Raw genomic sequence first — 19,922 nt, 5'->3', positions numbered from 1 at the left:
GCGGCGATAGTTTGCACGACCATCGTCGTTTTCGCAAATGCCCGCACCGGACTCTGCCCGGTGCGCCTCGCACCGCGGCACAACACCTTATGTCCGCAAAGGATTCCCGCGGCACGCGCGCGAGATGCCGGGTGCGGTCCACCCGCCATGTCAGCATTGGCGGGACGCGCCGATCAGGCATCGGAAGGACCGTGGAATGGAACAGCTGAGAGTCATCGGTACTGAGGACGACGTACTCGTCCTCGCCACTGAATCGGGAGAGACGTTCGCGCTCGCCTGGGATGACGCGCTCGCCTTCCAACTTCGTCGCGCTCGGCGCGAACGAGAAGCGGAGAGCCGGGTCGCCCGACCGAGCCCCCGAGACATCCAGACGCGCATCCGCGCGGGCCTCACCGCCGAAGAGGTGGCCGAGGTACTCGGCGCGAGCGTGGAAGACGTCCGTCGCTACGAAGGCCCGGTGCTCGCGGAACGGGAGCACGTGCTCTCGCAGGCGCTGGCGGTGCCGGTGCTCGTCGGTGCCGAGCTCGAGCCCGACAGCGAGGCCACGTTCGGGGTTGCTGTTCGGGCGAAACTCGCCGAGGCGAACGCGTCCGGCGAACGATGGACGAGCTGGAAAGACGCATCGGGATGGGTTGTGAAGCTCGAGTTCCGTGCCGGTGACGTCGATCGGGATGCGCGGTGGGAGTTCGATCCACGTCGTTCGACGTTGACCCCGGCGAACGCGGATGCCACCCAGCTCTCTCGCCAGGGGTCGCTGCCGGAAGGTCTCATCCCGCGGTTGCGCGCGCTGGAACCCACCGGCGCCAAGGACGATTCCCGGTTCGACAGCGGCGCGTTCGGACCCCGCAAGAAGGAAGCCGTAGACGCCCCGGAGCCGGAGGCCGGAGATGAGCGCGCGAGCGCTGCCGCGCGGGAGGCAGCCACCAAGCGTGCTACCGAGACTGTCGTCACCACCTCCCCGGAAACAGCGGACCTCCTCGAGGCCCTCCGTCGCCGGCGCGGCCAACGTGACGTCCCGGCCATGTCGGACACCCCTGCCGTCGAGGAGATCGAGCGGGCACCTGTCGCCCTCTTCGATGCGTTGGAGCCCGGCTACGACGAAGACCTCACTCCCCCGGTGGACGATGAGCCTGTCGATCTCGCACCGACCCAGCTGTCTGCGAGCCGTCGACGCGGCCGCGCTTCCCTGCCGTCATGGGACGAGATCGTGTTCGGAGCCCGCACCGACGAGTGATCAGGGTGCGAAAGCGCCCAGTCGCAGGAGCGGCACCAGCGTCTCCTCGAGTGTCAACGAGCCGTGCTGTCCGACCATCCGCTGCGCCGCTTTGTCGGTGAGCCGGTCGTCGTAGTAGGCGACGCGGGAGCGTGCGGCAACGAGCACGTCGCCGATCCTGTCTTGCACAACCGGATCCACATCACCGAAGAGTCCCTCCTCGATCGCCTCGGCGCGGGTGAACACCCACGAGCGCGACTCCTCGCTTTCGCGCCAGGCGTTCGCCACAGCAGCCGCACGTGCCGGTGCGGTGTACAGGTGCAGCATGCGCGGCTCGCCTGCGACCTCCACAACGTCTTCGAGAAGCCCGTCGCCCTCAGTGAGGAGTACGTGCCCAGCCGGCGGAACGTCGATCATGCCGTGGTCAGCGGTCACGATCACACCGATCTGGGCGGCATGATCGGGCACGCTGCCACGCAGTGCGCCATCCACACGCTCGAGCATGGCCGTCCACCGATCTGATTCCCAGCCGAAGCGATGCCCGAGACTGTCCAGCTCCGGAACATAGAGGTAGACGAAGGTCCCCGGAGTTCGCGCCTCCTCCATCGCACGCGCGACCCGTTCTTCCACCCCGCTCACACCGACGAACTCCGCCCCGGTCGTCGTCGCTCGGGTGAACCCGGTCCGTGCGTACTCCGGCTTCGAAACGACCACGGCGCGCACGCCTGCGGTGCCCATTGTCGAGGTCAAAGCGGGCAGACGGTGCCAGTCGGAGTCGAGCGCGCCATCCTCCCACCCGCGCAACTGGTTTGCGAGGACGCGTGTCCCCGGAACCTTGACGCGATAGCCGACGATTCCATGTCGGCCCGCTGGAGCTCCGGTCAGCAGCCCGGTCAAGGCGGTCGCCGTCGTCGAGGGGAAAGCCGTGCGCGCTCTCTCATGAGGACCGGCCGCCGCCGAGAGGAACCTCGCGTGACCCACACGTGCGCGTAGCTGCGCCATCCCGAGTCCATCGATCAGGATCACCACCGCCGACCGTGCGGGGCGCAGCCAGGTTCCGTTTCCGGTGAGGGCGCGCGACACCTCCGGCACGAGTGCGGTGAGGCTCCGAGTTCTCGCGGAGTGCGCGGGTAGTCTGATCGGCATCCACGTCAGTCTCCCACGCGCCCTCCTCCTGGTCGCCGAGCAGTGTCCGTTCGAACGCTCGAGGTTTCCCCATGCCGTCATCCCGCACCGCTTCACCGCCCCCGGCCGAGGAGCGCATCGAGGACGTCGATGTCGCGACGGAGATGCAAGGTTCTTTCCTTGAGTACGCGTATTCCGTCATCTACTCCCGCGCTCTTCCCGATGCGCGCGACGGTCTCAAGCCCGTCCAGCGTCGCATCCTCTTCCAGATGGCGGACATGGGCCTACGTCCCGACCGCGGCCATGTGAAGAGCTCCCGCGTCGTCGGGGAGGTCATGGGAAAGCTCCACCCGCACGGAGACGCTGCCATCTACGACGCCCTCGTGCGCCTGGCACAGCCCTTCTCGCTGCGTGTGCCACTGGTCGACGGACACGGCAACTTCGGGTCACTCGACGATGGACCGGCAGCACCGCGCTACACCGAGGCCCGCCTGGCAGCACCGGCCCTCGCGCTGACAGAGAATCTCGACGAGGACGTCGTGGATTTCATCCCTAACTACGACGGCCAGTTTCAGCAACCCGACGTTCTCCCGGCGGCCTTCCCCAATCTCTTGGTCAACGGCGCATCGGGAATCGCCGTGGGCATGGCGACCAACATGGCCCCCCACAACCTCGTCGAGGTCGTCGCGGCGGCCATCCATCTCCTCGAGAACCCGGGCGCATCGCTCGAAGAACTCATGGAGTTCGTGCCGGGACCCGACTTCCCCTCGGGTGGCACCATCGTCGGACTCGACGGCGTGCGTGACGCCTATGCGAACGGCCGCGGATCCGTGAGAACGCGCGCGAAGGTGAGCGTCGAGTCGCTCGGACCGCGCCGCACAGGTCTGGTGGTCACCGAACTCCCCTACCTCGTCGGTCCCGAACGCATCATCGAAAAGATCAAGGACGCGGTCACGGCGAAAAAGCTGCAGGGTATCGCCGACGTCACCGACCTCACCGACCGACATCGCGGACTGCACCTGGTGATCGCGATAAAGACCGGTTTCGATCCGCAGGCGGTTCTCGAGCAGCTGTACCGTCTGACCCCCCTCGAGGACTCCTTCGGCATCAACAACGTCGCTCTCGTCGGAGGACAGCCCCACACACTCGGCCTCAAGCGCATGCTCGAGGTCTATCTGGAGCACCGCATCGAAGTGGTCACCCGCCGGAGCCGCTATCGGCTGCAGAAGCGACGCGATCGTCTGCATCTCGTCGAGGGCCTCCTGATCGCCATCCTGGACATCGACGAGGTGATCCAGGTGATCCGCACCTCTGATGATGCAGAGACCGCGCGCTCCCGCCTGATGGATGTTTTCGATCTGTCTCAGGCACAAGCCGACTACATCCTCGAACTGCGGCTACGCCGGCTCACCAAGTTCTCGCGGATCGATCTTGAAACGGAACGTGACGAACTGAAAGCCGAGATTGCGCAGCTGGAGGAGCTGCTCGGCTCGGACCGTCTGCTGCGCGCACAGGTGGCGCGCGAGCTCGAGGCGGCCTCGGAGGCTTTCGGTACTCCGCGGCGCACACTCCTGCTCAACGGAGGCGCGGTCACCGCTCGCAGTGCCAAGAAGAAGGATGTCGACCTCCAGATCGCAGACGCGCCCTGCCGCGTCTACCTGTCGGCGACCGGGCGAATGGTGCGCGCGGACATCGACCCGGAGGCACCGCAGGGCGGCGTGGTCGCACCGACGCGGCGCGCCAAGCACGATGCGGTGCGAGCCAGCGTTGACACCACCGCACGGAGCTCGATCGGGGCCATCACCACCCGGGGACGGCTGGTGCGTTTCAGTCCGGTCGACCTGCCATCCGTCCCCGCCAACGCCGTGCAGCTCGCAGCCGGGACACGTGCGGACCAGTATCTTGGCCTCCCGGCGCAGGAGCACGTGATCGGCCTCGTCTCCCTCGACGACCCGACCCCGCTCGCACTCGGCACCGCGGCCGGCGTCGTCAAGCGCACGACCGTCACGGACATCGGCGCACGTGAGGAGGTCGAGCTCATCACGCTCAAGGCCGGGGACCACCTCATCGGTGCCTCCCCGGCCCCCGATGGCGCCGAACTCGTCTTCGTCGCCGATGATGCGCAACTCCTCCGGTTCTCGGCCGACGCTGTCCGCCCACAGGGACGGGCGGCCGGCGGTATGGCCGGGATCCGGCTCGCGGATGGCGCGCGGGCCATCTGCTTCTGCGTCGTGTCCGAGGAGGATGCGCGCGCCGGCCAGACGATGGTCATCACCGCGGCCGGTGCGGATGGCGTGATCACGGGCACGGATGCCGGCAGCGGCAAGGTCTCAGCGTATGAGGAGTTTCCGGCCAAGGGCCGCGCCACCGGGGGTGTGCGCGCTCAGCGCTTCCTGAAAGGCGAGGACCGACTCATTCTGGCCTGGGTGGGGACCGCCCCCCGCGCGCTCGCGCACGATGGCACCGTGCGTACGCTCCCGGCGCCCGGCGCGAAGCGTGACGCCTCCGGCACGCCGCTCGAGGCCACGATCGCCGCAGTGGGATCTGCGATCCGCTGACGACGCCCCGCGCGGTGCAGCGGCCGCGCGGCCCACCTAAGCGTCGATGCGATCGCGCACAAGGCGCCCGGAGGCGTCGATCAGGAACTCCCGGCGCGGCGCGACTTCGTTCCCCATCAACAGTTCGAAAACCCCGGCCGCCGATTCCGCGTCGGGCGCCTGCACGCGACGCAGCGTACGTCCCGCTCGATCCATCGTCGTGCCTGCCAGCTGCTCGGCATCCATCTCGCCGAGGCCCTTGTAGCGCTGAATGGGCTCCTGCCAGCTGCGGCCGGCCCTCTTGAGGCGCGAGAGGAGCGCGTGGAGCTCGGCCTCACTGTATGTGTAGATCGTCTCGTTGGGCTTCGATCCCGGATGCTGGACGATGACGCGGTGCAGCGGCGGCACCGCCGCGAACACCCGTCCGGCTTCGATGAGTGGTCGCATGTAGCGGAAGAAGAGCGTGAGGAGGAGCGTGCGAATATGCGCCCCGTCGACGTCCGCGTCACTCATCAGGATCACCTTGCCGTAGCGCGCCGCGGACAGATCGAACGAGCGCCCTGAACCCGCCCCGATCACCTGGATGATCGACGCGCACTCCGCGTTCGAGAGCATGTCCCCCACCGATGCCTTCTGCACGTTGAGGATCTTTCCGCGGATCGGGAGGAGCGCCTGGAACTCGCTGTTGCGGGCGAGCTTGGCCGTGCCGAGGGCGGAGTCGCCCTCAACGATGAAGAGCTCGGAGTCCGCGACGTCGTTCGACCGGCAGTCCACGAGCTTCGCGGGTAGCGATGAGGATTCCAGCGCATTCTTGCGGCGTTGCGTCTCCTTGTGCGCGCGTGCTGAGAGCCGCGCCTTCATCTCGGAAACGACCTTGTCCAGCAGCAGCGCGGTCTGGGCCTTGTCGTCACGCTTGGTCGACGCGAACCGCTCTGCGAGTTGCTTCGCGACCACCGAGGCCACGATCTGGCGTACCGCCGGTGTGCCGAGGACTTCCTTCGTCTGCCCTTCGAATTGGGGCTCTGGGAGGCGCACCGTCAGCACGACGGTGAGGCCAGCGAGGATATCGTCCTTCTCGATCTTGTCGTTGCCGACCTTCAGTCGCCGCGCGTTCTGATCCACCTGCGCGCGCAGCACCTTCATCAGCCCCGCCTCGAAACCCTGCTGGTGGGTGCCCCCCTTGGGTGTCGCGATGATGTTGACGAACGAGCGCATCGTCGTGTCATAGCCGGTCCCCCATCTCAGGGCGACATCCACCTCGCACGTGCGCTCCACCTCGGTCGGAACCATGGCGCCGGAGCTCTGCAACACCGGGACCGTCTCGGTGAAGGTCCCCTCGCCCTGCAATCGCCACGTGTCGGTGACCCCCGGATCGTGCGCGAGGTAGTCGGCGAATTCCGAGATGCCGCCGTCATAGCGATAGCTGGTGGTCACCGGCTCGGCGCTGCTGCGCTCGTCACGGATGACGATCTCGATGCCGGGCACGAGGAAGGCTGTCTGGCGCGCGCGCTGCTGCAGGTCCTCGAGGGCGAAGACCGCGTCGCGGGTGAAGATCTGGCGGTCCGCCCAGTAGCGGATGCGCGTACCGGTGACACCCTTGGCGGCTTTCCCCACGACGCGCAAGCGTGAACTGTTCTCGTACGGGGTGAAGGACGAGTCCGGCGACCCGCCGGCGAACTCCCCCGGCTCCCCGCGGTGGAAGGACATTGCCCACGTCTTTCCGCCACGATCGACCTCGACGTCCAGCCGCTCCGAGAGTGCGTTGACGACCGAGGCACCGACGCCATGGAGTCCGCCCGAGGCCGTGTACGACCCCGACCCGAACTTGCCGCCGGCGTGGAGTTTGGTGAAGACGACCTCGACGCCCGAGAGTCCCGTACGCGGTTCGACATCGACCGGGATGCCGCGCGCACGGTCGCGGACTTCCACGCTGCCGTCCGCATGGAGGATGATCTCGATGTGGGAGCCGTGACCGGCCAGCGCCTCATCCACGGAATTGTCGATGATCTCCCACACACAGTGCATCAGCCCACGCGAATCCGTGGAACCGATGTACATGCCCGGCCGTTTACGGACGGCTTCCAGCCCCTCCAGTACCTGCAGATGGTGGGCGGAATACTCGGCTGTCACAATCGACCAGACTACGTTGCCCTCGACCCCGTCCCCGGGAGCGACGCGGAAGCGCAGCCCGATGGTACGCGGTCAGCGAAATGTGACGCATTCGCGGCATTCTCGAAACATCGTCGTGGTTGCATGTAGTGACCCACCGAAGAAGTGACGCACCGAGGAGGCATGACCATGACAGCGCTGACGATTCCCGACGAAACCGAGCTCCGCGAGTCCCGCCTGACCGCCGCCGATCGGTGCGATTCGTGTGGCGCACAGGCATACATCGCCGCCGAGGTCAACGGCAGCGAGTTGCTGTTCTGCGCTCACCACGGTCGTCGCTACGAAGAGAAGCTGCGCTCGGTCGCCACGAGCTGGCACGACGAGACTCACCGACTCGAAGACTGACGCTCGTCGTCGACTAAGGTCTTTCAGGGGACTCGATCGAGTCCACGCTCGCATCGCGAGCGTTCGTTCGTGATGAGGTGACAATGGACGGCGCTCCCAACGAGGGCAAGAGACTCGAGATCTCCGTCGGGGGGCGCGAGTTCGATCGGATCCCGATCCGGACGCACGTGATCGCGGTCGGGGATGACCTCGACCCCGTCATCGAGTCATACGCCGTCCCCGCCGTTGAAACTGGCGACTGGCTCTTCGTGACCGAGAAAATCGTGGCGATCAGCCAGGGACGTTCGTACCCTGTGTCCAGCATTCACCCCAGACGCCTGGCGACATTCCTCTCGCGCTACGTGACGAAGACGTCATACGGCATCGGACTCGGTATGCCCGAGACCATGGAGATGGCCCTCCGAGAGTGCGGGACGGTCCGCATCGTCTTCGCCGCGGGCGTGTCCGCTGTGACCAAGCTCTTCGGCCGCTCGGGCGACTTCTACCGCGTCGCCGGCGAACGCGCGCGTGGCATCGACGGTCCGACACGGGGCACCCTTCCGCCCTATAACGAGCACGTCGTCCTCGTTCCCGACAAGCCCGATGCCGTTGCCGCACACATCAAGCAGCTGATCGCTGCACACGGAAAGAATGTCGACGTCTTCGTCGTCGACATCAACGACATCGGCGGGAACATCCTCGGATCCACGGCCTCGAAATCCGTCACCGAGACGCTGCCCCTGATCCTCCAGGACAATCCGCTCGGACAGGGCCACCAGAGCACTCCGCTCGGTATCATCCGAGCGCGCTGAAGACGAGACCGCCGAAATTCAGCGGTTGGAGACCGGCAGACCCATCGCCTCGTAGTAGCGGGGCCGAAGGCCCCTCCGCACCCCCGACGCACTCGGCTTGGCCTGGAACACACCGGTGTTGTAGTTGCCTTCGATGAGCACCGGTCGCTCCGGGGTGATCGCGACGTCCCACCCGACGTAACGCAGTTGCGGGACGCGCAGCGCGGCGGCACGGACAAGATCACACACCTGATCGAACAGCGGCACGGCGAACCCGGGAATCGTCACGCCGCTGCCCGGGTGCACGCTGTAGACGTCGTTGCGCCCGTCGAAGGCCGGGTAGAGCGCAATGCCGTCATCTCCCAGCATGGTGTACATCCCGCCGTCGCTGAAGTTGTCGACGTCGCCCCCGTTCCCGATCTTCAGCACGCACGCGAGGATGTCGACCTGGTCATCCGTGACGAAGGTCACCATCCGCAGGGTGTTCACGCTGCTCGGGTTCAGCCGCTGCATTTCCGGATGCTGGACCAGGAACTGTTCCAGCAGAACCTGTCTGGCGGCGACAGCGTCGGCGACGAACGTCTCGACGTCGGAGATCTGCTCGCGAGTGACCTTTTGCACGTCCTTACCGCCGAGGCTGTCGGCGGGTTTGAGGATCATCACGGGATTCGCAGCGACGAACTCTCGCACGGTCTCGAACGACGCCACGCGCAGATCGATCCACTCACGCCCGATCATGTCGGGGAAGGTCTGGTTGAACCGAGCCTTGTCCGCGAACTGTCCGCGGAACTCCTTCTGATTGAACATCAGCACAAGGTGGTCCGACGCGGGATGGGTGATGAAGGTGCGTCGCTCTGCTGAGGTGAGCATGTAGAAGTCCCAGTCCTGGTAGTCCTGGAACCCGGTCTCGTGCCTCACCGAAGCCCATAGCATGTCGAGGAAGACCCACAGAGTCGGCCGATGCGCGGCGGGGGCCATCGAGCGTGCCATGCCCCACACACGGGGCACCTCGATCGCCCGGGCGCGCCGGAGCAGGTAGCGAACCCTCAGACGCAGACGATTCATCGGGCAAGCGCCGCAGCCGCTGCAGCCTCAATGATCTCGAGACCTTCGATGAGAAGATCGTCCTCGCCGACAAGGGTCGGCATGAGCTTGACCACCTCGTCCTGCGCACCGCTGGTCTCGACGATCAGGCCGCGCTCGAAAGAGCCGCGGGAGATCGCCTTCGCCACGGCGGGATCGGCGCACACGAGTCCCTGGAGCAGGCCGCGCCCACGAGTGGCGAACATTTCCGGAGCTGTCGCGGCGATCCCCGCGATCCGCTCTTCCACGAGCACGGAGCGGCGCCCGATGTGCGACTCGAATTCTGACGTCGTCCAATACTCTCGAATCGCGGCCGTCGCTCCGACGAAGGCCACGTTGTTGCCACGGAACGTTCCCGAATGCATGCCGGGCTTCCAGACATCCAATTCGGGACGGATGAGCACCAATGACATCGGAAAGCCGTACCCCGACAACGACTTCGAGAGCGTGACGAGGTCCGGCGTCACACCCGACTCCTCGAAGCTGAAGAACTGACCCGACCGCCCGATACCGATCTGGATGTCGTCGACGATCAGCAGGATCCCGCGCTCGCGACACACGTGTTCCAGGTCGCGTAGCCACTGCGTGGATGCGACATTGACACCGCCCTCGCCCTGCACCGTCTCCACGATGACCGCTGCCGGCAGGTCGACGCCGCTCGACGCGTCGTCCAACAGGGTGCGCAGCATCGACACGGTGTCGATATCAGGCCCGAAATAGCCGTCGTAGGGCTGGAAGACCACGTCGGGAAGAGCCGTGCCGGCTCCGTCACGGAACCAGCTGTTCGCCGTAGCAGCCAGCGCCCCCAGGGAGACACCATGGAAGGCGTGGGTGAAGGCGATGACCGATCGCCGTCCCGTGACCTGACGGGCGATCTTCAGCGCTGCCTCCACCGCGTTCGCCCCGGTGGGACCCGTGAACTGCAGCTTGTAGTCGAGCTGGCGCGGGCGCAGGATCACGTCCCGGAAGGCCTCGAGGAATTCCTGCTTGGCGACGGTTGCCATGTCCAGCGCGTGCTGGATGTTGTCACCCGCAATGTAGTCGATCACCTTCTGCTTGATGATCGGGTTGTTGTGCCCGTAGTTCAACGTTCCCGCGCCACAGAAGAAGTCGATGTATGAGCGTCCGTCGACATCCCAGATCTGCGACCCGCGGGCGGTGGTGAACTGCGTGGGGAACGACCGAATGTAGCTACGTACCTCGGATTCCATCTCACTGAAAACAGACAGATCCACGATGTTGGCCTTTCTTTGACTTCCCCGCTCAGCGCCATGCGGGTCCTTACGGCATCAGAGGCTCATCATCTCACCTCGAGGCGCCACAAGACGTATGACTCACTCCAGATAGTCGCGCAGCGACTGCGACCGCGACGGGTGACGAAGCTTCGCCATCGTCTTGGACTCGATCTGCCGAATACGCTCGCGTGTGACGCCGAACGTGTCGCCAATCTGGTCGAGCGTCTTGGGCTGCCCGTCACCCAAACCAAAGCGCATGCGGATCACGCCCGCTTCGCGCTCCGACAGGGAATCGAGCAGGGATTCGAGCTGACGCTGCAGCATCGTGAAGCCCACCGCGTCGGCCGGGACGACAGCCTCGGTGTCCTCGATGAGGTCACCGAACTCGCTGTCACCGTCCTCCCCGAGGGGGGTGTGCAGTGAGATCGGCTCGCGACCGTACTTCTGCACCTCGATGACCTTCTCGGGGGTCATGTCGAGCTCGCGACTGAGCTCCTCGGGGGTGGGCTCGCGACCGAGATCCTGCAGCATCTGACGCTGCACCCGCGCCAGCTTGTTGATGACCTCGACCATGTGGACCGGAATGCGGATGGTGCGGGCCTGGTCGGCCATCGCGCGCGTGATCGCCTGACGGATCCACCAGGTGGCGTAGGTCGAGAACTTGAAGCCCTTGGTGTAGTCGAACTTCTCGACGGCGCGGATGAGGCCGAGGTTTCCCTCCTGGATGAGGTCCAGGAACTGCATGCCGCGGCCCGTGTAGCGCTTGGCGAGAGAGACGACCAGACGAAGGTTGGCACCCAGCAGGTGACTCTTCGCGCGCTGTCCATCGCGGGCAATCCACTGCAGATCGAGCCCCAGCTGGCTGGACTTCTCGGCCGGCGTCATGGCCGCGAGCTTCTCCTCGGCGAACAGACCCGCCTCGATGCGCATGGCCAGCTCGACCTCTTCGGCCGCGTTCAGAAGCGGCACCTTGCCGATCTGCTTCAAATAGTCCTTGACCGGATCAGCAGTCGCACCGGTGATCTGCGTCGAGTAGACGGGGACGTCATCCTCATCGCTCGAGGTGATGACCATCGCGCCCGTGGGCAGCGGCTCCTGGAAGGGCTTCTTGTCCTTCGAGTCGTCGTCCTCGGACGAATCGGAAGCGTCCTTACTGTCGGACGCGTCAGTCGCGGACTCGTCGGCGTCGGCGGCACCCTCGTCGGCGTCCTCTTCCTCGACGTCATCCGATGGGGCCTCGTCGCTGTCCGCTTTCGTCGCCTTCTTCTTCGCGGGCGCCTTCTTCTTCGCCGCCGCGCGGGGGGCGCGCTTCGTCGTGGGGGCCGCGTCGGCCTCGACCTCGTTATCGACGGCCTCGTCGGCCGCGCCGGACGCCTCAGCGGTCTTCTTGGTACGCGTGCGGGTCGTCGTCGTGCTCGGGGTCACGTTTCCCTCTCAGCGCACGGCAGGGCGGTCGCCGCGCAGTTGGTTTCGGAACCTAGTAAGACCCTTGTCAAGTCCCACATGGCCCTGTGGAGGACCGGGACGACAACGGGTCAGGTCTCCATTGTCTCATACTCCGCCGGACGGTCCGGGTTCAGCGTGCCCTCCGCCGACACACGAGAACAACACCGTCGGTGCCCTGGGTATTCCCTCGCAGTGGCGCAGGTTGTGATTCAGGGCTTGTCATCGTCCGGCCCTGGCCGGCTGGCGAGGTACCGCTCCAACTCCGCGGCGATCTCGTCCGCCGACGGCAGGTCACCGGTGTGGATCAGCGGCGACGCGTTCGTCGACCCGGCCATGTACGCGTCGTAGCGTTGCTCCAGGTCACCGACCATGCGCGCGAGTTCGTCACTTCCCGCGACCTGTTCTTCCACCTTCTCCAGGTAGGCGCGGTTCTCCTCGCGGAGCGCATCAGAGTCGAACACGAGGCCGGTCGCGACCGTGATGCTGTCCAGCGCCGCCAGAACCGCTGCGGGATATTCCGTCTCAGCAAGATAGTGCGGTACCAGCAGGACGAAGCTCGCCACCTCTGCGCCGGCCTGAGCGAACCGGTATTCCAACAAGTGTCCCGCAGACGCCGGGACCTGGGTCTGGGGCTGCCACACCGAGTGCGCAGCCGTGAGCTCGTCGCGCGTACCGCTCACCGTCGCTCCGAGCGGACGCGTATGGGGCACCGGCATCGGGATCGAATGCACCCACGTCACCGTCGCGACCTCACATTCGGCCGCCAGTGACAGAACGGCGGCGCTGAAGGCGTCCCAGGCGAAGTCGGGCTCGTAGCCGGTCAATGCGAGAAATGGCTGGCCAAGCGCATCGTGCATGACGGTCAGGTCCAGCCGCGGCGGCCGATAGTCGGTGAGATGGTCGCTGTCGAAGGAGATGATCGGACGGCGGGCGCGGTAGTCGAGCAGCACGTCGTTCTCGAACGCCGCGAGCGTCGCCGTCTCATTCGCCTCCCGCAACTGAGTGACAAGCCGACTCACCGCGGATCCGGCGTCGGAGAATCCGGTCAACGCGATCACCAGCGGCAGCCCCGACGGCACAGACGGTGCCGGGGTTGCTCTTGTGAACACGGGGTCGGACAGGGCCATGAGTCCATGCTACGGGCGGCGACGATCCCGGGCTCCGCGCACCCGACCGCTCACAGCGAACACCGCCGGCGCTCTTCGGGCCGCTCTAGGATGAATGCATGACGCATCCCGTCGTGGACTTCAGCACCGAGCCCATCCGCCAGTCCGACGCAGATGCGCTCCTCCTGGCGATCCCCGCCATCAGCGACATCCCCGAGGAGTCGTGGGCGGCGTGGGGCGATCTCAAGCAGAATTTGGATCGCATCGGTTTCACCGGCGCCCCGAGCAGCTTCGCTCGTGTATATGCGCCCGAGATCGGCGATAAGCCGATCGCTGTCGTCGGTCTGGGCACAGAACCCCGTGCCGGCGAGGTACGCGCGGCGATAGGCGTGGGATGCCGCACCCTGACCGGGTTCGGGTCCGTCGCGATCGCGTCTCCGTTCACCGACATCGATCTCGCCGCGGCAGCCGAGGGTGCCGGGCTCGGGGCGACGACCCACGTGACCTTCAAGTCGGGCTCCACCCCCGCGCGCGCTCAGCGGGTCATCGTGCACAGCGCCACGGCACCAGGCACGGTCGCGCTCGATCGAGTGAGGGCGACCGTGGCGGCCGTCGCGATGGTCAAGGAGCTTGTGACGACGCCCGCCGCCCTTCTCGGGCCGGATGACCTCGCCCAGCGAGCGCTCGCGGAACTCGCCGACCTCCCCGTCGATGTGCGCATCTGGGATGAAGTCGAACTTGCCGCGGACGGGTGTGGCGGCATCCTCGGAGTGGGCCAGGGATCGCCGCGTCCACCGCGACTGGTCCGCCTGGATTACTCCCCCGTCGGTGCGAAAACCCACGTCGCCATCGTGGGCAAGGGCATCACCTTCGACTCGGGCGGACTCTCACTCAAGCCCGCCGGCGGGATGGTCGACATGAAGTACGACATGTGCGGCGCCGCCACGGTGCTCGCCGTCGTCCGGGCAGTCGCAGCCATGGAGGCGCCCGTGCATCTCACCGGGTGGCTCTGCATCGCAGAGAACATGCCTTCCGGGTCCGCGACGCGCCCCGGCGACGTGCTGACGATGGCAGACGGCACCACGGTCGAGGTTCTCAACACCGACGCCGAAGGCCGGTTGGTGCTCGCTGACGGACTGGTACTCGCGAGCCGCGAGCATCCGGATCTGCTCGTCGACGTCGCGACCCTCACCGGCGCCATCACCGTTGCGCTCGGCACACGCCACGTCGGCGTCATGGGCGACGACGACGCGGTTTCGCGCTACCTCGCCGCCGCCGCATCCGCCGATGAATTCGCGTGGCAGCTTCCCCTGCCGCGCCACATGGTGGAGGAACTCGACTCCCCCGTTGCCGACATGCGAAACGCGAAGGTCGGCGATCCCGCGGGCGGCTCCCTGTTCGCCGGCCTGTTCCTCCAGCGGTTTGTCGGTCCGGCGGCACCGGTCGATGAGGCCGCGCAATCCGACCGCATTCCGTGGGTCCATCTCGACATCGCGGGCGTCGGCATGAACAAGGGCGCGGGGTACGGATTCACCGACAAGGGGCCGACCGCCGCGACCGTGCGCTCTCTCATCGAGCTCGCCCTTCGCGAGGCGGACGCGTGAGCGACGTCGATCTGCTCGTCCTCGGCGGTGGCAGCGGTGGGTACGCCGCCGCACTTCGAGCCGCCGAGCTCGGCATGACAGTCACTCTCATCGAGAAGGACCGCGTCGGTGGCACCTGTCTTCACCGCGGCTGCGTGCCGACCAAGGCGCTGCTGCACACTGCCGACATCGTCGACACCGTGCGGGGCGCGCACCACCACGGTGTCGACGCGACCCTGTCCGGTATCGACATGGCGGCTGCGCTCACGCACCGGTCGCAGATCGTCTCCAAGAAGTTCAGTGGCCTCACCGGACTGCTGGCGGCCCGCGGGATCACGGTGATCGAGGGCGTCGGCGTACTCGACCCGGACGGCGCCGTCCGTGTCGGCGAACAGAGAATCACCGCCACGGACACGGTGATCGCCACCGGCGCCCGGACGAAACTGCTGCCGGGCATCACGCCGGGCCCTCGCATCCTCACCAGTGACACGGCGCTCGATCTCGCCCGCGTGCCCGAGTCAGTCGTCGTTCTGGGGGGCGGTGTCATCGGCGTCGAATTCGCGAGCATCTGGCGTTCGCTCGGTGCCCAGGTCACCATCGTCGAGCCCATGTCCCGACTCCTCCCGGCCGAGGACGAAGCGAGCAGCGCGGCCCTCCTGCGTGCTTTCCGCAAACGCGGCATCGACGTCACGCTCGGACAGGGCTGCTCGGCAGCCACCGAGCACGAGGACCGCGTCACGATCACGCTCTCCGACGGTTCTGAGCTCAGCGCCGACGTACTGCTGCTCGCCGTCGGCCGCGAACCGGCGACATCCGACCTCGGACTCGAAGCAGCCGGCGTGAAGCTGGACCGCGGATTCGTCATGACCGACGATGCGCTGCGCGCGAGCGCACCTCATGTGTGGGCGGTCGGCGACGTCGTCCCTGGCCCTCAACTCGCGCACCGCGGATTCGCGCACGGCATATTCGTGGCAGAGACGATTGCGGGTTTGGCGCCCGCGCCACTCGATGACAACGCTGTGCCGCGAGTCGCCTACTCGAATCCCGAGGTCGCCTCGATCGGACTCACCGAAGCTGCCGCCACCGAGCGGTACGGAACAGACGCCATCGCCACCGCGCAGTTCTCCCTGGCAGCCAATGCCAAGAGCGAAATCCTCGGAACAAGCGGCTTCGTCAAGGTCATCCGCCGCATCGGTGGTCCCGTCATCGGCGTGCATATGGTCGGCGCGCGCGTCGGCGAGCTCATCGGCGAAGCCCAGACGATCGTCGGGTGGGAGGCACACCCCGAAGACGTCGCCCCACTTCTGCATGCACACCCCACCCAGGGCGAGGCCCTCGGCGAGGCGATGCTGATGCTCGCGGGCAAACCCCTGCACGCGCGCTGACCGGCACGCGCCACACATCACTAAGCTGGAACGCACATCGGCACTTTGAAGGAGACAAACGCATGAGCACTTCCGTGGTCCTCCCCGCGCTCGGAGAGAGCGTCACCGAGGGAACGGTCACCCGCTGGCTCAAGAAGGTCGGAGACACCATCGAGGCCGATGAGGGGCTTCTCGAGATCTCCACCGACAAGGTGGACACCGAGATCCCGTCTCCCGTCTCCGGCGTGATCGAGGAGATCCTGGTCGCCGAAGACGAGACCGTCGAGGTCGGCGCGATTCTCGCCAAGATCGGTGACGGCAGTTCCGCTCCCGCGCCCGCGGCCCCGGCGACGGAAGCCGCGGCAGCGCCGGCAGAAGCCGCAGCGCCGACTCCGGCACCGGAACCCGCACCGGCGTCCGAGCCTGCACCCGCGGCCGCGCCCGCCGGCGCCGGCAAGGATGTCCTTCTCCCCGAACTCGGCGAGAGCGTCACCGAAGGTACGGTCACCCGCTGGCTCAAGGCCGTCGGCGAATCGGTAGAGGTCGACGAGCCCCTTCTCGAGATCTCCACCGACAAGGTCGACACCGAGATCCCCTCCCCCATCGCCGGCACACTCCAGGAGATCCTGGTCGCCGAGGATGAGACGGTTGCGGTCGGATCGGTCCTTGCCCGCATCGGCGACGGCGCAGCCCCGGCTGCACCCGCGCCCGTCGCTGAGGCACCCGCGCCCGCACCGGCACCTGCGCCCGCGCCCGCGCCCGTCGCTGAGGCTTCTGCACCGGCACCTGCGCCCGCACCGGCACCTGCGCCCGCACCGGCACCGGCCCCCGCGCCCGCACCGGCGCCCGAGGCCTCGACCTACGCCACTCCGCTGGTGCGGCGTCTCGCCGAGAAGCACGGTGTGGCACTGGACAGCGTCACGGGAACCGGCGTCGGTGGGCGCATCCGCAAGGAGGACGTCCTCGCCGCTGCAACCAGCGCCCCCGCACCGGCGGCGGCCGCCCCGGTGGTCCGCGAGGTCTCGCCACTGCGTGGCACCACCCAGCCGATGTCGCGCCTACGCAAGGTGCTGGCCGAGCGCGCCGTGGCATCCATGCAATCGACAGCTCAGCTGACCACCGTCGTCGAGGTCGACGTGACCAAGCTGGCGAACTTCCGCGATGCGGTCAAGGGCGATTTCCAGACCAAGACGGGTGCCAAGCTCTCGTTCCTGCCCTTCTTCGCCCTCGCCGCCGCGGAAGCCCTGCAGGCCTACCCCGTCATCAACGCAACGGTTGAGGATGCATCGATTGTCTACCCGGCAGCGGAGAACCTTTCCATCGCGGTCGACACCGAGCGGGGCCTCCTGACTCCGGTGCTCCGTGACGCGGCAACGAAGGATCTGGCCCAGATCGCCAAGGAGATCGCCGACCTCGCCGCCCGCACTCGCGAGAACAAGCTCAAGCCGGATGAGCTGGCGGGCGGAACCTTCACGCTGACCAACACCGGATCCCGTGGCGCGCTGTTCGACACGCCCGTGGTGTTCCTCCCGCAGTCCGCGATCCTCGGCACCGGAACCGTGGTGAAGCGTCCCGGCGTGGTGACGGTGGACGGCAAGGAAGCGATCTCGGTGCGCTCGTACGTCTACCTCGCGCTTTCGTACGACCACCGCATCATCGACGGTGCCGATGCCGCGCGCTTCCTCGCCACGGTGAAGCAGCGCCTCGAGGCTGCGGAATTCAGCGCCGATCTCGGCATCTGATCATCCTGGCTGCTGCGCGACGCCGTACACGTCGCGCAGCAGCCACTCACCGTCTGGACGGGCCAGCACCACGATCAGCGTCGTCTCTGCGCCCGCTTCCGTGGCGCCCACCACCGCGACATCACCGAAGTCGTCGATCAGCGTCAGGTCAAGGGATGACACCGGGGCGACAGCCGCACCGCCGGGCGAGCCCAGATCCGGCGACTCGGCGATCGTCGATCTGCAGGACACATCTTCACCGCACGTCGTCCATGCATCCAGCAACGCCGCAGCAATCGCGGTGATCTCTTCCGGCGTCGCAGGCTGATGACTCATCCCGTCTGCTGCGGTCTCCCCCTCGCCATCCACACTCGTCGGCGTCCCTGTGGCAGCACCCGGTGTTTCGTTCTCCGCTGCTGCCCCTCCGGACGAAGCGGCGCCCTCGGGAGCGACGTCGAGCAGAAGAAGCGCGGCCACTGCCACCACCGCGGCGAGGCCCAGCGCGCCGAGCACCACCCGGCGCCTTCGCGGGCGCGCCGCGGTGCCGCCCGACCGGCGCCGACGGCGCACCCGCGCGAGCACCTCATCTGCCATATCGCGCACTTCGCGTGACATCGCAGCACCCCACATTCCGCTCGTTACGGCCGGGCCATTGCGCCGCTCCTCGGGCATATGCTCTGCGTCGCCTGCGAGCGAGGGGGGCAGGTCCCGCACCGGCGGCTCTGTTCGGAGCGCCATTGAGGCCGTCCCCGTCACCGGGATCAGGGCGGCCGGTGCAACCGTGGCGAAGATCCGCTGCTCGCACCGCAGCCGCGACGAGTCGTTTGCAGCAGTGCTGATGGCCCCGGCGACCGTGTCGCCCAGCGCGCGCATCTCGGCGTCGTCGATGTCCAGCTCGGCAATGAGCGCGCACGCCGACGCCGCACACGCTGTCCCGGTATCACCGAGCGCGAAGACCGGGCGACCGGAGCCCGTCATCCACCACTCGCCGGGGGCCTCCGCGTCGTCGCTGCGCGCCATCTCAGCACTGCCGCGCAGCAGCGCGACGAAGACAGTCGCAAGCTGGGAAGGCGTGAGTCGCCCGAGTGAACCCAGCTGGACGCGCAGCGGGCCCGCACATATCTCGACTAGCGCCTGCGGCGCGCCCTCCGGGAGCCGACCACCCTGAACGACTTCCCGTGCGCGCAGCACATGGGATTCCTCCGCCACCTCCCAGAAGACTCCGGCGCGAGGCTGCTGGTCGGGGTCGATCAGCAGCCGGGTTCCCGTCCCGACCCGGACCAGCACCCCAGGGTAGGGAGACTCGGCTGCCCGCACACGTCGGAGCGGGGCGTACCCGACCATCAGCGATGATCGTGCTTCATCAACTCGATCGCGAGCGTCCGTCGTCATGTCTCCCACGGTGACCGCGAGTCCGAGCGATCGGATCCGGACCCAGCCCGCGGGGCATGAGTCAGACGAACAGCGCCGTGGGGAGGAGCGACGGACCGGCAACGGTAGGCTGGAACAATGGCAGCACGCGCGTCACAGCCCGCACGCAACCCCGGGTTCTTCTCTCAGCTTCGTACCCTCTACACCTTCACGCAGCAGAGCTACAGCTGGCTCCCCTGGATGCTCATCGGATCGGTGCTGCTCGGTGCAGCGGCCGGCGTCGGCGTCGGGTTCCTGATTCCGCCCGTCGCGGTGTGGAGCGTCATCCTCTGGGGCGTGACCGGTCTTCTCGCCGGAATCCTCGTCGGCCTCACGCTCACGACCCGGCTCTCCAGCCGCGCAATGTATCGCCGCATCGACGGCGTCCCCGGGGCCACGGGGCACGTTATTTCCACCTCGCTCGGCCGCGCCTGGCAGGCCAGCGAATACCCTGTCGGCGTCAACCCCAAGACGCAGGAGGCTGTCTACCGTGCCATCGGCCGTGGCGGCGTCGTGATCATCGGCGAGGGCGCCCGCGGGCGCCTCACCCGCCTCGTCAACGACGAGCGTCAGAAGATCCAGCGCGTCGCGTCCGGAGTTCCGCTCACGGTTCTCTACGTGGGCCACGGCGACGACGAGATCTCGATCGCGAAGCTCGCTCCCACGATCAAGAAACTCCCCCGCAAGATCGACCGCGCCACGATGGCCGCGGTGATCAAGCGGGTGGACTCGGTGTCGCAGAACCTCACGTCGCTGCCGATCCCGAAGGGCGTGGACCCGACGAAGGTCCGAGCGCCTCGTCCCCGCTGAGCGCC

General features: G+C 67.1%; 15 protein-coding genes. 8 read left to right on the top strand and 7 right to left on the bottom strand.

The window, feature by feature from the left end:
• The first annotated feature begins 196 nt into the window (after positions 1–196).
• A complete protein-coding gene (gene sepH, locus ABD206_RS03905) occupies positions 197–1,234 on the top strand; it encodes a septation protein SepH (protein WP_344069535.1) in 1,038 nt (345 codons plus the stop codon).
• On the opposite strand, the gene ABD206_RS03900 is transcribed toward sepH, so the two are convergent.
• Entirely contained in the window at positions 1,235–2,359 is a 1,125-nt protein-coding gene (locus ABD206_RS03900; RefSeq protein WP_344069532.1) for an alkaline phosphatase family protein, read from the bottom strand.
• A gap of 71 nt (positions 2,360–2,430) precedes the next feature.
• On the opposite strand from ABD206_RS03900, the gene ABD206_RS03895 reads away from it, so the two are divergent.
• Entirely contained in the window at positions 2,431–4,896 is a 2,466-nt protein-coding gene (locus ABD206_RS03895; protein WP_344069529.1) for a DNA gyrase/topoisomerase IV subunit A, read from the top strand.
• Positions 4,897–4,932: 36 nt separating this feature from the next.
• Here ABD206_RS03895 and ABD206_RS03890 read toward each other — a convergent pair whose 3' ends face one another.
• Positions 4,933–7,005 carry a DNA gyrase/topoisomerase IV subunit B gene (locus ABD206_RS03890; RefSeq protein ID WP_425561155.1) on the bottom strand — a complete coding sequence of 691 codons (2,073 nt, stop codon included), beginning with the start codon at positions 7,003–7,005 and terminating at the stop codon, positions 4,933–4,935.
• A gap of 168 nt (positions 7,006–7,173) precedes the next feature.
• On the opposite strand from ABD206_RS03890, the gene ABD206_RS03885 reads away from it, so the two are divergent.
• Positions 7,174–7,389 (top strand): DUF7455 domain-containing protein, encoded by a 216-nt coding sequence (locus ABD206_RS03885; protein ID WP_425561172.1) that lies wholly within the window; start codon positions 7,174–7,176, stop codon positions 7,387–7,389.
• A gap of 83 nt (positions 7,390–7,472) precedes the next feature.
• The gene (locus tag ABD206_RS03880) at positions 7,473–8,180 is read left to right on the top strand and encodes a coenzyme F420-0:L-glutamate ligase (protein WP_344069523.1); all 708 of its coding nucleotides are present in this window, start codon (positions 7,473–7,475) and stop codon (positions 8,178–8,180) included.
• Between the two features lie 18 nt (positions 8,181–8,198).
• On the opposite strand, the gene ABD206_RS03875 is transcribed toward ABD206_RS03880, so the two are convergent.
• The 4 genes from ABD206_RS03875 to ABD206_RS03860 all read right to left on the bottom strand — a co-directional run bounded on the left by ABD206_RS03875 (position 8,199) and on the right by ABD206_RS03860 (position 13,050).
• Entirely contained in the window at positions 8,199–9,224 is a 1,026-nt protein-coding gene (locus tag ABD206_RS03875) for a sugar-transfer associated ATP-grasp domain-containing protein (RefSeq protein WP_344069520.1), read from the bottom strand.
• Positions 9,221–10,477: a diaminobutyrate--2-oxoglutarate transaminase gene (gene ectB / locus ABD206_RS03870; protein ID WP_344069517.1), complete on the bottom strand. Its 1,257-nt coding sequence runs from the start codon at positions 10,475–10,477 to the stop codon at positions 9,221–9,223. Before ectB ends, ABD206_RS03875 begins: the two co-directional genes overlap by 4 nt.
• A gap of 99 nt (positions 10,478–10,576) precedes the next feature.
• Positions 10,577–11,902, bottom strand: coding sequence for an RNA polymerase sigma factor (locus tag ABD206_RS03865; protein ID WP_344069514.1), 1,326 nt, complete (start codon positions 11,900–11,902; stop codon positions 10,577–10,579).
• 230 nt (positions 11,903–12,132) lie between these two features.
• On the bottom strand, positions 12,133–13,050 hold the full coding sequence (locus ABD206_RS03860; protein WP_344069511.1) for a proteasome assembly chaperone family protein: 918 nt from the start codon (positions 13,048–13,050) through the stop codon (positions 12,133–12,135).
• A gap of 98 nt (positions 13,051–13,148) precedes the next feature.
• Here ABD206_RS03860 and ABD206_RS03855 point away from each other — a divergent pair, with 98 nt between their 5' ends.
• From ABD206_RS03855 to sucB, 3 genes are all read left to right on the top strand, one after another.
• Complete coding sequence (locus ABD206_RS03855; RefSeq protein ID WP_344069509.1) at positions 13,149–14,633, top strand: leucyl aminopeptidase; 1,485 nt, start codon at positions 13,149–13,151, stop codon at positions 14,631–14,633.
• Positions 14,630–15,997 (top strand): dihydrolipoyl dehydrogenase, encoded by a 1,368-nt coding sequence (gene lpdA / locus ABD206_RS03850; RefSeq protein ID WP_344069507.1) that lies wholly within the window; start codon positions 14,630–14,632, stop codon positions 15,995–15,997. The genes ABD206_RS03855 and lpdA overlap by 4 nt, the downstream gene beginning before the upstream one ends.
• A gap of 62 nt (positions 15,998–16,059) precedes the next feature.
• A complete protein-coding gene (gene sucB / locus ABD206_RS03845) occupies positions 16,060–17,718 on the top strand; it encodes a 2-oxoglutarate dehydrogenase, E2 component, dihydrolipoamide succinyltransferase (protein WP_344069504.1) in 1,659 nt (552 codons plus the stop codon).
• Here the strand turns inward: sucB and ABD206_RS03840 are convergent, their stop codons facing one another.
• Positions 17,719–19,089: a hypothetical protein gene (locus ABD206_RS03840; RefSeq protein WP_344069501.1), complete on the bottom strand. Its 1,371-nt coding sequence runs from the start codon at positions 19,087–19,089 to the stop codon at positions 17,719–17,721.
• 117 nt (positions 19,090–19,206) lie between these two features.
• Between ABD206_RS03840 and ABD206_RS03835 the strand changes: the two genes are divergently transcribed.
• Positions 19,207–19,917, top strand: coding sequence for a DUF4191 domain-containing protein (locus ABD206_RS03835; protein WP_344069499.1), 711 nt, complete (start codon positions 19,207–19,209; stop codon positions 19,915–19,917).
• The last annotated feature ends 5 nt before the right edge of the window (positions 19,918–19,922 follow it).

It is taken from the genome of Microbacterium sediminicola, assembly GCF_039531125.1.
GTDB lineage: Bacteria > Actinomycetota > Actinomycetes > Actinomycetales > Microbacteriaceae > Microbacterium > Microbacterium sediminicola.
This window is presented reverse-complemented; position numbering and strand designations above follow the sequence as displayed.

Excerpts from the sequence above, each read along its gene's own strand:
- ABD206_RS03860 (WP_344069511.1), bottom strand. The coding sequence starts at position 13,050 with ATGGCCCTGTCCGACCCCGTGTTCACAAGAGCAACCCCGGCACCGTCT.
- ABD206_RS03855 (WP_344069509.1), top strand. The coding sequence starts at position 13,149 with ATGACGCATCCCGTCGTGGACTTCAGCACCGAGCCCATCCGCCAGTCC.
- sucB (WP_344069504.1), top strand. The coding sequence starts at position 16,060 with ATGAGCACTTCCGTGGTCCTCCCCGCGCTCGGAGAGAGCGTCACCGAG.
- ABD206_RS03900 (WP_344069532.1), bottom strand. The coding sequence starts at position 2,359 with ATGCCGATCAGACTACCCGCGCACTCCGCGAGAACTCGGAGCCTCACC.
- ABD206_RS03835 (WP_344069499.1), top strand. The coding sequence starts at position 19,207 with ATGGCAGCACGCGCGTCACAGCCCGCACGCAACCCCGGGTTCTTCTCT.
- ABD206_RS03880 (WP_344069523.1), top strand. The coding sequence starts at position 7,473 with ATGGACGGCGCTCCCAACGAGGGCAAGAGACTCGAGATCTCCGTCGGG.
- sepH (WP_344069535.1), top strand. The coding sequence starts at position 197 with ATGGAACAGCTGAGAGTCATCGGTACTGAGGACGACGTACTCGTCCTC.
- ABD206_RS03840 (WP_344069501.1), bottom strand. The coding sequence starts at position 19,089 with ATGACGACGGACGCTCGCGATCGAGTTGATGAAGCACGATCATCGCTG.
- ABD206_RS03885 (WP_425561172.1), top strand. The coding sequence starts at position 7,174 with ATGACAGCGCTGACGATTCCCGACGAAACCGAGCTCCGCGAGTCCCGC.
- ABD206_RS03875 (WP_344069520.1), bottom strand. The coding sequence starts at position 9,224 with ATGAATCGTCTGCGTCTGAGGGTTCGCTACCTGCTCCGGCGCGCCCGG.
- ABD206_RS03895 (WP_344069529.1), top strand. The coding sequence starts at position 2,431 with ATGCCGTCATCCCGCACCGCTTCACCGCCCCCGGCCGAGGAGCGCATC.